This window comes from Streptomyces sp. NPDC041940 (assembly GCF_055589465.1).
On record NZ_JBVJBP010000004.1, the window covers coordinates 32,149 to 44,959 of the forward strand.

The window sequence follows — 12,811 nt, forward strand, 5'->3', positions numbered from 1 at the left end:
CCCCGACGATGTCCCGCCTCTCCGACATCAGGTTCCGTGGCGCCACGGCCTTCCAGCGCCGGATCAATCCGGTGCTGCGCCGCCTCCCCCTCCAGACGGTCATCGAGACGAAGGGCCGTGTCTCCGGGCTGCCCCGGCAGACGCCGGTGGGCGGGCGGCGGGTCGGCGACGTCTTCTGGCTGGTGTCGGAGTTCGGGGAGCGGTCGCAGTACGTCCGCAACATCCAGGCCGATCCGCGGGTGCGGGTGCGGGTCCGGGGGCGGTGGCACACGGGGACCGCCCGGCTGGTGCCGGACGACGATCCGGTGGCGCGGCTGCGGCGGCTGCCCCGCTTCAACGGGCTGGGGGTTCGGGCGTTCGGGACGAATCTGCTGACGGTGCGGGTGGACCTGGACAGTTGAGGGACGTCAGCCCGGCCACACGATCGCCTGCACCTCGCTGTACGCGTGGAGGGCGTACGAGCCGACGTCCCTGCCGACCCCGCTCTTCTTGAACCCGCCGAAGGGTGCCTCCATGTTGCGGCCGACGGTGTTGACCCCGACCCCGCCGGCCCGCAGCCGCCGTGCCACCCGGAAGGCTCGGGCCACGTCCCCCGACCAGACGTAGTCGATGAGGCCGTAGTCGGTGTCGTTGGCCAGTTCCACACCCTCCTCCTCGTCGTCGAAGGGGATGACGGTCACGACCGGGCCGAAGATCTCCTCGCGGGCCACGCGCATGTCGTTGGTGCAGTCGGCGAGGAGGGTCGGGGCGACGTAGAAGCCGTGCGGCAGACCGGGGCGCTCACCACCCGCCACCACCACCGCGCCCTCCTTGCGGCCCAGTTCGACGTACGACTCCACACGGTCCCGGTGTGCCGCCGAGATCACCGGGCCCACCACCGTGTCCGGCTCCCTCGGGTCACCGACCTTCAACCGGCTGGTGTATACGGCCAGTTGCTCGACCAGACGGTCGTACACGCCGCGCTGCGCCAGCACCCGCGTCGGTGCCGTGCAGATCTGGCCGCTGTAGAAGGAGAAGGTGGTCCCGATCCCGGACACGGCCGAGCCGAGGTCCGCGTCGTCGAAGACGACCGCCGCGCCCTTCCCGCCCAACTCCATCAACTGCCGTTTCATGCCGCGCCCGCACACCTCGGCGATGCGCTGCCCGACCGCCGTGGAGCCGGTGAAGCTGACCATGTCGACGTCCGGCGACTCCACGGCCGCCTCACCGACCTCCGTCCGCGACCCGCTGACCACGTTCACCACGCCCGGAGGCACGCCCGCCGCCTCCAGTGCCTCCGCCATCCGGTAGACCGACAGCGGGTCCTGCGGGGCCGGTTTCACCACCACCGTGTTGCCCATGGCCAGGGCCGGGGCGACCTTGCCTGCCGCGTTGGCCCAGGGGTTGTTGTACGAGGTGACGCAGGTGACGACCCCGACGGGCTGGCGGACGGCCAGGGCGCCCATCACGCCCGCCTTCCCCATGGGACCGGCCTCGTTGATCTGGGGCGGGATCGCCCACTCGGCGGGTTCCACGCGCGCGTAGCGCCGGAAGCGGGCGGCGGCGACCCCGACCTGCATGGCGCGGGCGGTGGCCGTGGTCGCGCCGGTCTCGGCCCGGGCCAGCTCCGCGTACGGCACGAGACGTTCCCGGATGACGTCCGCCGCCCGGCCGAGGATCACCGCCCGTTCCTCCGGCGAGGTCCGTGACCAGGGCCCGAGGGCCTCGCGGGCCGCGGCACAGGCCGCCAGCACCTGATCCCGCGAGGCCTCCGGAGCCCACCCGACGGTCTCCTCGGTCGCCGGGTCGATCACCTCGTAGTGCCCACGGTCCGGCTCCGCCCAGGAGCCACCGACGAACAACGCCTGGCGTGCCGTCACCTGGTGCTCACCGTCTCCGTGTCCCGGCCCGAGCGCAGCACGCGCCCCGGTACGGCGCCCGTCACCACGTCGTCCCGGATCGCCTCGACGCCGTTGACCCACACGGCCCGGACGCCGAGCGCCCGGGAGTCCAGGCGCGGGCTGTCGCCCGGCAGGTCGTGCACCAGGGTGGCCGGGCCCGCGTCGATGCGGTCCGGGTCGAAGAGGACCAGGTCCGCGTGCCAGCCCTCCCGCACCCGCCCCCGCTCCAGCAGGCCGAAGAGCCGGGCCGGGTCGTCGGTCAGCATCTTCACCGCCTGCTCCAGACCGACCAGTTTCCGGCCCCGCAGACAGTCCCCGAGGAACCGGGTCGTGTACGGCGCCCCGCACATCCGGTCCAGATGGGCGCCCGCGTCGGACCCGCCGAGCAGCACGTCCTCGTGCTGCCAGGTCTCCGCCCTGAGCGCCCAGGACGCCGGGTCGTTGTCGGTGGGCATCGGCCACAGCACCGTACGCAGCTCATCGGCGGCGCAGATCTCCACCAGGCACTCGAAGGGCTCCTGGCCGCGCTCCTCGGCGATGTCCCTCACCACGCGCCCGGTCAGCCCGTCGTTCGCGTCGCTGTAGGTGTCGCCGATGACGTACCGCCCGAAGTGGGAGAGCCGCCGGAAGACGCCCGCCTCCTTGGAGGTGGCCCGGCGCAACAGCTCCGCCCGCACGGCCGGATCGCGCAGCCTCTCGATCCGCTCGGGCACGGGCAGCGCGAGCACCGGACCCCACCCGGGGATCAGGTTCAGCGCGCAGAACGTACCCAGCGACATGTTCATCGGCGTGAGGATCGGCATGGTCAGCGCCACGACCCGGCCGCCCGCCTTCCGCGCCTGCTCGCTCGCGAGGAGCTGGCGGGGCACGCGCTCGGGAACGGACGCGTCGACCGTCAGCACGTTCCAGTTCAGCGGCCGCCCCGCCACCGCGCTCATCTCCACGAACAGATCGATCTCGGCGTCGCTGAACTGATCCAGACAGCCCGCGACGATCGCCTCGATCTGCGTGCCCTCGTGCTCACCGACGGCCCGCGAGAGTGCCAGCAGTTCGGCCGGCCCCGCGTGCCGGGAGGCGACCGGCTGCCCGTCGCCGTCCGAGTGACTGGTCGACTGGGTGGTGGAGAACCCCCACGCCCCGGCGTCCATGGCCTCGCGCAGCAACCGCACCATGTCGGCGAGCTGCGCCGCACTCGGCTGCCCGCCCACCGCCTCCGGCCCCATCACATACCGCCGCAGCGCGCAGTGCCCCACCATGAACCCGGCGTTGACCGCGATCCGCCCCTCCAGAGCGTCCAGATACTCCCCGAAGGAACTCCAGCTCCACGGCGCCCCCTCCTCCAACGCCACCAGCGCCATGCCCTCGACCTTCGACATCATGCGGCGCGTGTAGTCGGCGTCCTCGGGGCGGTCGGGGTTCAGCGGCGCGAGCGTGAATCCGCAGTTCCCGCCCGCGACGGTGGTGACACCGTGGTTGAGCGAGGGCGTGGCGTACGGGTCCCAGAAGAGCTGGGCGTCGTAGTGGGTGTGGGGATCGACGAACCCGGGCGCGAGAACGAGACCGGCGGCGTCCTCGGTGCTGCGGGCTTCCTCGGTGACCCGACCGATGACGGCGATACGCCCGTCCCGTATGCCGACGTCGGCGGTGAAGCCGGGCGCACCGGTCCCGTCCACGACGGTCGCCCCTTTGATGACGTGATCGAGCATGACCACTCAACTCCTTGAGCCGCATGTCCCTTCAGGGGCGCGGGGAACTGCGCGACCAGCCACACACCACCCGCACCCGCCAACGAACGCTCAGACCCCTCGACGGAACCGCGAAGTCCGATGCACAGGATCCGTATCGATCTTCGGAATCACGTACTCCCCGACCAGCCGGATCGTCTGCAGCGTCTCCTCCTTCGGCACCCCCACCGGCAACCCGAAACTCAACTGATCCGCCCCGGCCCGCTCCCACCGCTCACACTGCCGCAGCACCTCGTCGGGATCCCCGCAGATCAGCAGCTCCTCCTCGATGAGCACCTCCACGAACTCCTCGGTGTACTCCGGCAGCGTCTCGGGCCACACCGGGAACCCCTCGGGCCGGGGAAACGTGTCGTGGTACCGGAACACCAGCGAGGGCAGATAGTGCAGCCCCCCGCTCGCCGCGATCCGCACGGCCTCCGCATGGGTCGGCGCGCAGATCGCCGTGGTCGTCACCATCACGTTGTCGTTGACGAAGTCACCCACCGGCTCCGCGTCCACGATCGCGGTCTTGTACTGCTCCAGCACCCACTCCATGTCGGAGACCTTCTGCACGCTGAAGCCGAGCACGCCGAGCCCCTTCTTCGCGGCCATGGCGTACGACGGCGGCGACCCGGCCGCGTACCACATGGCCGGGTGGGACTTCCCGTACGGCTTCGGCAGGATCTTCCGCGGCGGCAGCGACCAGTGCTTGCCCTGGAAGCCGGCGTACTCGTCCTGGAGCCACATCTTCGGGAACTCGGCGATGGTCTCCTCCCAGAGTTCCTTGGTGTGGTTCATGTCGGTGATCCCCGGCAGGAACCCGAGGATCTCGTGCGATCCGGCGCCCCGCCCGCTGCCGAACTCGAACCGCCCCTCGCTGAGATGGTCGAGCATGGCGACCTTCTCGGCGACCTTCACCGGGTGGTTGACCGGGGCGAGCGGGTTGAAGATCCCCGAGCCGAGATGGATCCGCTCGGTCGCGTGCGCCAGGTACCCGAGGAAGACGTCGTTGGCGGAGAGGTGCGAGTACTCCTCCAGGAAGTGGTGCTCGGAGGCCCAGGCGTACTTGAAGCCGGACCTGTCCGCCTGGATGACGTACTCGGTCTCCTCCATCAGCGCCTTGTGCTCGGCGAGCGGGTCGGTCTCGGCCCGCTTGCCGACGTATCCCTGTACGAAGATGCCGAATTCCAAGGAGGTTCACCGCCCCGGTACTAGTTCTGACGATCCGTCAGATGCGTGACTCCGACTGTTCCACCGGCCCCCGGGAGCGTCAATAGCTGACGGTGCGTCAGATAATGGTCACCCCGGCCAGCCACCCGCCGTCGATCACGAACGGCTGTCCCGTGATGTACGACGAGTCCTGAGAGGTCAGGAACAGGGCGAGCCTGGCCACCTCCTCCGGCTGCCCGACCCGCCCCAGCGGCACGAGCTTGCGGTAGAGCCGGTCGAGGCCCTTCGCCGTCTCCGTCAGATCGGCGCCCGGGTCCAGCCGGGCCGGGTTGGACATCGCCGTGTCGATGGCGCCCGGGCAGACGGCGTTGACGCGTATCCCCCGCCCGGCCAGTTCCAGCGCGGCGACCCGGGTCAGCCCGAGAACGGCGTGCTTGGTCGCCGCGTAGGAACCCACCGCCGCCATCCCGGTCAGGCCCGTGTAGGAGGCGGTGTTGACGATCGTGCCCCCGTCGGCCATCTCCGGGGCGACCGCCCTGATGCCGAGGAAGCAGCCCACCTGGTTGACCTGGACGACCTGCATGAACTCGTCGAGGGGCGTGTCGAGGAGGGAGTTGAAGCGCAGGATGCCGGCGTTGTTGACGAGCCCGTCGACGTGCCCGTACGCCTCCTTCGCCGCCGCGACGGCGGCCTGCCAGTCGTCCTCCCGGCCCACGTCGAGATGGACGTACCGGGCGCCGATCTCCTTCGCGAGGGCCTCGCCCTGGTCGTCCAGTACATCGGCGACGACCACCCGTGCCCCCTCGGCCGTGAACAGCCGGGCCTCCTGCTCGCCCTGGCCGCGCGCGGCGCCGGTGACGATGACGACCCGTCCGTCGAGCTTGCCCATGGCTCTCCTCACAGGTGGGGTGCGACCTCGGCGCCGAACGCCGCGATCTGGTCGGTGAGTTCGGTCCGGCTCCGGCTGCGGAACCGCACCTGGATCTGGTGCACGCCCATCGCCCGGTACGCCCGCAGCGACTCGGCGAGCTCCTGCGGACCGCCGGAGAGGGTCCTGCGGCCCACATCCCAGCGGGGCGCGCCCACGTACAGCGGCTCGGTGATGGCGCCGACGGTGAACGGACCTCGGGCGCCCGCCTGTTCGCGCAGCTCCCGGATCCGGGCGATCTGCGCGGGCAGCCGGTCCCTCGGATCCCCCTGCGGCAGCCAGCCGTCGCCCTTGAGCGCGGCCCGTCGTACGGCGGCGGGCGAGGAGCCGCCGACCCACAGGGGGACGCGGTCCTGCGCCGGACGGGGCCGCTGGCCGAGCCCCTCGAAGTCGTACAGCTTGCCGTGGTGCTCGGGGAACTCGTCGGGTCCGAGGGCGGCGCGCAGGGCGTCGAGGCACTCGTCGAGCACCGCCCCGCGCCGGTGGAAGTCCACGCCCAGGGTCTCGAACTCCTCCTGGACGTGCCCGGCGCCGACCCCGAGGAGCAGCCGGCCTCCGCTGAGATGGTCGAGGGTGGCGTACTGCTTGGCGGTGAGCAGGGGGTGCCGCAGCCCGACGATCGCGACATGGCTGAGCAGTCGGACGCGTTCGGTGGCGGCGGCGAGGAAGGAGAGCGTGGCGACGGGGTCGTACCAGATCGTGCTCATGGCGGCGGCGAGCCTGCGCGGGATGCCGACGTGGTCGCAGCTCGCGAGGTAGGCGAAGCCGGACCGGTCGGCGGCGCGGGCGATCTCCAGCAGGTCCTCGGGACCGGCCTCCGCCTCCCAGGGCTCGGCGTAGAGGGTGCTCTGGGACTGGACGGGAAGCTGCATCCCGTATCGCAGGCTCACCGCGCACCACCGCCGCCCGGCCACAGTCCTTCCTCCGTCAGCCCGAGCAGCTCGATGGCGTTGCCCCGCACGATCCGCTCCACGACCTCCGGCTGAAGATGCCCCATCTGCGCCTCGCCGACCTCGCGGGACTTGGGCCAGGTGCTGTCGGAGTGCGGGTAGTCGGTCTCGTAGAGCACGTTGCCGACGCCTATCGCGTCCAGGTTCTTCAGCCCGAAGGCGTCGTCGAAGAAGCAGCCGTAGACGTGCTCGGCGAACAGCTCCGACGGCGGCCGGTGCACCTTGTCGGCGACGCCGCCCCAGGCCCGGTTCTCCTCCCACACCACGTCCGCGCGCTCCAGGATGTAGGGGATCCAGCCGATCTGCCCCTCGGCGTACATGACCTTGAGGCCGGGGAACCGCTCGAACTTGCCGCTCATCAGCCAGTCGACCATCGAGAAGCAGCAGTTGGCGTAGGTGATGGTGGAGCCGACGGCGGGCGGGGCGTCCGCGGAGGTGGACGGCATGCGGCTGGAGGAGCCGATGTGCATGGCGATGACCGTGCCGGTCTCGGCGCACGCGGCGAGGAAGGGGTCCCAGGCGTCGGTGTGGATGGAGGGCAGCCCGAGGTGCGGCGGTATCTCGGAGAAGGCGACGGCACGGGCCCCGCGCGCGGCGTTGCGCCGGACCTCGGCCGCCGCGAGCTCGGCGTCCCACAGGGGGATGAGGGGCAGGGGGATGAGCCGCCCGTGCGCGTCCGGGCCGCACCACTCCTCCAGCATCCAGTCGTTGTAGGCCCGGACGCAGAGCAGGCCCAGTTCGTGGTCCTTGGCCTCGGTGAAGGTCTGGCCGCAGAAACGCGGGAAGGTCGGGAAGCACAGGGCGGACTGGACGTGGTTGACGTCCATGTCGGCGAGGCGGGCCGGGACGTCGTAGGAGCCGGGCCGCATCTGCTCGTACGTGATGACTTCGAGGCGTATCTCGTCCCTGTCGTACCCCACGGCGGTGTCGAGGCGGGTCAGAGGGCGGCGGAGGTCTTCGTAGACCCACCAGTCACCGACCGGGCCGTCGTCGCCGGGCTGCCCCATCACGGGCTTGAAGCGCCCGCCGAGGAAGGTCATCTCCTTCACGGGCGCACGGACGATCCGGGGTCCGACGTCCCGGTACTTCTCCGGAAGCCGGTCCTGCCAGACGGTCGCGGGCTCCACGGTGTGGTCGTCCACGGAGATGATCAGCGGAAACGAGCTGTCGTGGGTGTCCATGGCGCTCACGGTAGCGCTGATCTGACGGGGCGTCAGCTACACGGAGGGCACCGGCAACTGGAGCGTTCGGGCAGCGCCCACCTCCCCACAGCCGGGAACGCCCGCACCCCTCTCGCCCATCTGCTCCAAGTCCGGCTCGGCCTTCACCTCAAGGTGATCAGTGCCGCCCGGATCTCCGCGATCATTCGGTCGGGCTCCCGGAATACGTCCTGGGCGGTGAAACGCAGCAGACTGCGCACCTCGCGGCACTGGAGGACCTGATTGAAGCGGGAGACGTCCCGGCGGTGCGCCTCGCGGGTGCCGTGGTAGGCGTATCCCTCGATCTCGACCGCCAGGCCCTCACGCCGGAAGAGGAAGTCGAGGACGACCCGGCGACCGGCCGGAGTGAACAGTTCGATCTGGCTCTCGGGCCGGAGACCGGCGTCGCCCATGCTCAGGCGGGCGATCGTCTCCGCCGGTGACCCGGCCCGGGGGTCGCACGACCCGAGCAGGCGGCGGGCTCTCGCCGATCCCTGCGAGGGGACGGCCAGCGCCCCTGCCACCGCGTCCAGTTCCACCAGCGGCGCCCTCCGCGCCCCGCCGACCCTCCGGTAAGTCACCGCTGACTCCAGGGCGACGAGCGCATCGTTCCTCGGCAGGGAGCGAAGCAGGTCGGTGAGCGTCCGCACGGGGCCGGTGAGCCGCAGGCCCTGCCGCAGCGCCACATCCCCGGATTCGAGGAGCATCCGCCGCACGCGCACGCCCCTGGCCTTCCCGCGGAAACTCAGGGCCGGATCGATGAACTCCAAAGGGGCCTCGTTGGTCGGGGCGAGGGTCTCGATCCACCACAGGGCGGCCGCGGAACGGTGACTCACGACAAGCCGGGGGTTGAGCAGCTGGACCGCCCGGAGCCGGGTGGGCAGGTCCACGGCCCGCCCCGGTTCCGACCAGGCACCCGACTGAATCCGGCCCCAGCCTTCCGCCCGGAGGGCCCGGGTGAGACCCCGCGCAGGCCAGCCCGACGCCAGGGCAGGACCGGTGAGCAGCACGCCCCCCTGCGCCAGCTCCCGCAGCGCCCTTCGTTCCTCCATGCCACCAAGATCGCAGGATTCCGGCATGTCTTGGCGGCCTGTGGATAACTCCTGGGCTCAGCTCTTCAGGGAGGTTGGGCGGGCAAGACGGTGTGGTGTGAAGTGGCGGGGGGGCGAGCCCGCGGCAATCTGACGGGCGGTGCGGACATGCATCGGCCGCGACGGCTCCCCCTCCGCGCCGCCGCGGCCGAACCCCGTGTGGGAGTGGCTTACTTCGTCGGCTTGAAGGGCTCCGACGTGGCGTGCAGGTCCTTCGTCTCGAGCGGCTCGTCCGTGGCGTGCAGGTCCTGCTTCTTCACCGCGCCCTCGTCCGTGGCGTGCAGGTCCTCCGTCGACAGCTCGCCGGCCTTCGCGTCCGTCGCGTGCAGGTCCTGCGGCTTGAGCTCGTCGCCCATGATCGTCAACTCTCCTTGGCGTGGGTCGAGTAGTGAGGTGCGCGGGCCCGCCCGGTCACTCCCCCGAGTCCGACCGGGCGGGCCCATATGAGCCGCTCACCCTAGTCATCCGGTGTGCGGCCCAGCGCAGTGACCCGTCTGCCCCCCGACGCGACGGATCGACTACGTCCATCATGGCGTGGGGCGATAAACGAACGATGAACGCGGCCGGCCGGCCCCGGGACCTGCCCTCAGGCCGCCCGCACCGGGGACAGCAACGCGCGCACCTCGGCGGCCTCGGGCGAGCCCAGCTCCTCGTAGATCCCGGCCGCCTCCTGCCAGCAGACCTGGGCCCTGCCCGTCTGCCCGATGCCGCTGAGGGCGCGGCCGAGGACGGTGAGGACGTTGCCCCGCCGCCACTCCCCGCCGATGCCCCGGAGCACGGTGAGGGCCATCTCGGCGTTCGAGGCGGCCTGCGTGGGGCGCCGGGCGGCGAGGTCCAGCTCGGCCAGCCGGAACAAGCTCATGCCCTCCCAGAGGCGCTGCCTGCTGTCGCGGAACACCTCCAGCGCTTCCTGGAGCCGGTCGGCCGCGTTGCCCAGCTCACCGCTCTGGGTGAGGGCGAGGCCGAGGGCGTAGCGGGCGTTGGCCCCGCGCAGGGAGTTGCCCATGCCGTCGTAGATGGCGATGCCCTCCTGGGCCAGCGCGACCGCGCTCTGGGTCCGCCCGGTCGCGAGATGGATCCGGGACAGGTTGCACAGCGCGGCGGCCTCGCCCGGCCGGTCCCCCAGGGCCCGGAAGTGCTCGATGGCCCGGGAGAGGTGTTCCTCGCCGTCCTCGTGCCGGTTCTGGTACAGCGCGATGATGCCGCGCGCGTTGCGGGCCCAGCACACGGGCAGCAGGTCCTCGGCCTCCTGTGCGAGGAGGATGGCCCGCTCCGCCTCCTGGTCGGCCCGCTCGAAACGGCCGCTCACGTGGTGGACGTTGACGAGCGTCGTCAGCGCCCGGGCCTCCGCCCGCCCCAGGCCGTGCAGCCGGGCCGCTTCCAGGAGCGACGTGGCCGTCGCCTCGTACTCCCTGGAGTTGGCGCCCGACTCGGAGAGGTCGTGGGCGGCCCACAGCAGATCGATCGCCCGGGGGAGCGTCTCCGGCTGCCCCGCGGACTGCCGTACGCACGCGAGGACGCAGATGGCCTCCGCGTACAGCCAGTCCTGCGCCGCGTGCCGGTTGTCGAACCGCAGCCCCGGATGGGCGGTCGGCTCCAGGTGGTCCACCAGCCGGTCACCGGGCCGCTCGATCGCGTACACCCCGGCCGCGGAGGAGAGGTAGAAGTCCAGCAGCCGCGACACGGCCGCCGTCCGCTCGCTCGGCGGCCACTCGTCGCGTTCCGCGCACGCACGCGCGTAGAGCCGTACGAGATCGTGGAAGCGGTAGCGGCCGGGGGCCGCCGACTCCAGCAGGGACGTGTCGACGAGGGACTCCAGCAGGTCCTCCGTGTCCTCGGCGGGCAGGTCCAGGACCGCGGCCGCGGCCGGCAGGGACATGTCCGGGCCGTCGGCCAGGCCCAGCAGGCGGAAGGCGCGGGCCTGGGCGGGCTCCAGCTGGCCGTAGCCCAGCTCGAAGGTGGCCTTCACGGCCAGGTCGCCGGCCTGGAGTTCGTCGAGGCGGCGGCGTTCGTCGGCGAGCTTCGCCGCGAGGACCGACACCGTCCAGGTGCGGCGGGCCGCCAGCCGGGACGCCGCGATACGGATCGCCAGCGGCAGGAAACCGCAGGCCCCCACCACGTCCAGGGCGGCCTTCCGCTCGGACGCCACCCGCTCCTCGCCCACGATCTTCGTGAACAGCGCCAGCGCCTCGTCCGGGGACATCACGTCCAGGTCGATGAGGTGGGCGCCCGCCAGGTCCACCATCCGCACCCGGGAGGTGACCAGCGCGGCACAGCCGTCCGTGCCGGGCAGCAGGGGGCGTATCTGGGCGGCGTCGCGGGCGTTGTCCAGCAGCACCAGGACGCGGCGGCCGGCCAGCACCGAGCGGTAGAGCGCCGCGCGTTCCTCCAGGGAGTCGGGGATCGCCGAGTCGGCGGTGCCGAGGGCGCGCAGGAACGAGCCGAGGACCGTCTCCGGGTCCGCCGAGCGGGCGCCCGCGCCCTGGAGGTCGACGTACAGCTGTCCGTCGGGGAACGCCGTGCGCGCCAGGTGGGCCACGTGCACGGCGAGGGTCGTCTTGCCCACGCCGCCGATCCCGGCCAGGGCCGAGACCGCCATGACACGGCCCTCGGCCGCGGTCAGGATGTCGCCGAGCTCGCGCACGAAGCCGGAGCGGCCGGTGAAGTCCGGCACCGTCGCGGGCAGTTGTGCCGGACGGACCGGTACGGGGGCGGGCTCGGCGGCCGGGGAGGCGGGCTCCGCGAGACCCGGGTCGGCCTGGAGGATGCGCTGCTGCAGTTCGCTCAGGCCGGGGCGCGGGTCCACGCCCAGTTCGTCGGCGAGCAGGCGCCGGGTGTCGGCGTACACCGCGAGGGCCTCCGCCTGACGGCCGCTGCGGTACAGCGCCAGCATCAGCAGCTCGCGGAGCCGCTCGCGCAGGGGATGGTCGGCGGTGAGGGCCGTGAGCTCCGAGACGGCCTCCGCGTGGCAGCCCTGCTCCAGGTCCATGTCCAGGCGGGACTCGACGAGCTGGAGCCGCCACTCCTCCAGACGGACGCGCTGCGCCTCGGCGTACGGGCCCGGCACGCCCGCCAGGGTCTCCCCGTCCCACAGGGCGAGGGAGCGCCGCAGGGTGTCGCGGGCGTGGCAGAGGTCGCCCGCCGACCGGGCCTTCTCCGCCTCGGTCGCGAGGTCCTGGGCGACGGCCAGGTCGAGGGCGCCCTCGGCGAGGCCCCGTACGGCGTAGCCGCCGGACTCGCTGACCAGGACGCCCGGGTCCAGCACCTTGCGCAGCCGGGACGCGTACGTCCGCAGCGCCGCCAGGGCCTGCGAGGGCGGTTCCTCGCCCCACAGGGCGTCGATCAGCTCCGCCGCGGTGGCCGTACGGCCCTCACGCAGCAGCAGGGCCGCGAGCAGGGCGCGTTGCTGGGGGGAGCCGGTGGTGATCGGCTCGTCGCCGCGCGAGGCGCGCACCGGTCCGAGCACGCTGAAGCGCAGCGTCGTCGAGGCCGCCGGTTCCGCCGATTCCGGTGACTTCGATGAGGAGTCGGGACGCCGCTGCTCCGGTACGCGCGGCACACCGTCCGGTACACCGTCCATGCAGTCCCCCTAGACATCCTGAGCAACCAGGCCAGTTTGCCTTGTGCACGGCGGATACGTCAGCTGCGGGGGACACCGATCACAGGCCGACGCACGGGAGTCCACAAGGTCCGCACACTCTCTCCGCACATGAAGGAGCAGGGGCCGTTATTGAAGGGGAGTTGGAGCATTCGGGCGCGGAGGTGGGGCGGGGTGCCCAGGTCAGGAAGTGGCAGGAGTGCCCAGATGCTCCAGTTGAGCCGCGCGGGCATCGCCCGGCACGACTCGGGACAGCGCCTGGCCGTCCCGG

At 71.9% G+C, this 12,811-nt stretch carries 10 protein-coding genes; 1 reads left to right on the plus strand and 9 read right to left on the minus strand.

Annotation, left to right across the window (positions count from 1 at the left end; all coding sequences use genetic code 11):
- Positions 1-8: 8 nt before the first annotated feature.
- Positions 9-401: a nitroreductase/quinone reductase family protein gene (locus ACZ6I3_RS09455; RefSeq protein WP_469413196.1), complete on the plus strand. Its 393-nt coding sequence runs from the start codon at positions 9-11 to the stop codon at positions 399-401.
- Between the two features lie 6 nt (positions 402-407).
- Here ACZ6I3_RS09455 and ACZ6I3_RS09460 read toward each other — a convergent pair whose 3' ends face one another.
- The 9 genes from ACZ6I3_RS09460 to afsR all read right to left on the minus strand — a co-directional run bounded on the left by ACZ6I3_RS09460 (position 408) and on the right by afsR (position 12,522).
- Positions 408-1,859 carry an aldehyde dehydrogenase family protein gene (locus tag ACZ6I3_RS09460; RefSeq protein ID WP_469413197.1) on the minus strand — a complete coding sequence of 484 codons (1,452 nt, stop codon included), beginning with the start codon at positions 1,857-1,859 and terminating at the stop codon, positions 408-410.
- The gene (locus ACZ6I3_RS09465; protein ID WP_469413199.1) at positions 1,856-3,586 is read right to left on the minus strand and encodes an N-acyl-D-amino-acid deacylase family protein; all 1,731 of its coding nucleotides are present in this window, start codon (positions 3,584-3,586) and stop codon (positions 1,856-1,858) included. The genes ACZ6I3_RS09460 and ACZ6I3_RS09465 overlap by 4 nt, the downstream gene beginning before the upstream one ends.
- Positions 3,587-3,676: 90 nt before the next feature.
- Positions 3,677-4,795 (minus strand): LLM class flavin-dependent oxidoreductase, encoded by a 1,119-nt coding sequence (locus ACZ6I3_RS09470; RefSeq protein WP_469413201.1) that lies wholly within the window; start codon positions 4,793-4,795, stop codon positions 3,677-3,679.
- Positions 4,796-4,892: 97 nt separating this feature from the next.
- The gene (locus tag ACZ6I3_RS09475; RefSeq protein WP_469413203.1) at positions 4,893-5,663 is read right to left on the minus strand and encodes an SDR family NAD(P)-dependent oxidoreductase; all 771 of its coding nucleotides are present in this window, start codon (positions 5,661-5,663) and stop codon (positions 4,893-4,895) included.
- A gap of 8 nt (positions 5,664-5,671) precedes the next feature.
- Positions 5,672-6,574 (minus strand): LLM class F420-dependent oxidoreductase, encoded by a 903-nt coding sequence (locus ACZ6I3_RS09480; RefSeq protein WP_469413676.1) that lies wholly within the window; start codon positions 6,572-6,574, stop codon positions 5,672-5,674.
- A gap of 14 nt (positions 6,575-6,588) precedes the next feature.
- Complete coding sequence (locus ACZ6I3_RS09485) at positions 6,589-7,833, minus strand: amidohydrolase family protein (RefSeq protein ID WP_469413205.1); 1,245 nt, start codon at positions 7,831-7,833, stop codon at positions 6,589-6,591.
- Positions 7,834-7,976: 143 nt separating this feature from the next.
- Entirely contained in the window at positions 7,977-8,903 is a 927-nt protein-coding gene (locus ACZ6I3_RS09490) for an endonuclease domain-containing protein (RefSeq protein ID WP_469413207.1), read from the minus strand.
- Positions 8,904-9,112: 209 nt separating this feature from the next.
- Positions 9,113-9,298, minus strand: coding sequence for a hypothetical protein (locus ACZ6I3_RS09495; protein ID WP_382580118.1), 186 nt, complete (start codon positions 9,296-9,298; stop codon positions 9,113-9,115).
- A 230-nt stretch (positions 9,299-9,528) separates the two neighbouring features.
- The gene (gene afsR / locus ACZ6I3_RS09500) at positions 9,529-12,522 is read right to left on the minus strand and encodes an SARP-family global regulator AfsR (protein ID WP_469413209.1); all 2,994 of its coding nucleotides are present in this window, start codon (positions 12,520-12,522) and stop codon (positions 9,529-9,531) included.
- Positions 12,523-12,811 lie beyond the last annotated feature (289 nt).

Bases quoted from the DNA above. Each gene is read 5' to 3' on its own strand.
- ACZ6I3_RS09455 (WP_469413196.1), top strand. From the start codon at position 9: ATGTCCCGCCTCTCCGACATCAGGTTCCGTGGCGCCACGGCCTTCCAG.
- ACZ6I3_RS09465 (WP_469413199.1), bottom strand. From the start codon at position 3,586: ATGCTCGATCACGTCATCAAAGGGGCGACCGTCGTGGACGGGACCGGT.
- ACZ6I3_RS09475 (WP_469413203.1), bottom strand. From the start codon at position 5,663: ATGGGCAAGCTCGACGGACGGGTCGTCATCGTCACCGGCGCCGCGCGC.
- ACZ6I3_RS09480 (WP_469413676.1), bottom strand. From the start codon at position 6,574: ATGCAGCTTCCCGTCCAGTCCCAGAGCACCCTCTACGCCGAGCCCTGG.
- ACZ6I3_RS09485 (WP_469413205.1), bottom strand. From the start codon at position 7,833: ATGGACACCCACGACAGCTCGTTTCCGCTGATCATCTCCGTGGACGAC.
- ACZ6I3_RS09490 (WP_469413207.1), bottom strand. From the start codon at position 8,903: ATGGAGGAACGAAGGGCGCTGCGGGAGCTGGCGCAGGGGGGCGTGCTG.
- ACZ6I3_RS09495 (WP_382580118.1), bottom strand. From the start codon at position 9,298: ATGGGCGACGAGCTCAAGCCGCAGGACCTGCACGCGACGGACGCGAAG.
- afsR (WP_469413209.1), bottom strand. From the start codon at position 12,522: ATGGACGGTGTACCGGACGGTGTGCCGCGCGTACCGGAGCAGCGGCGT.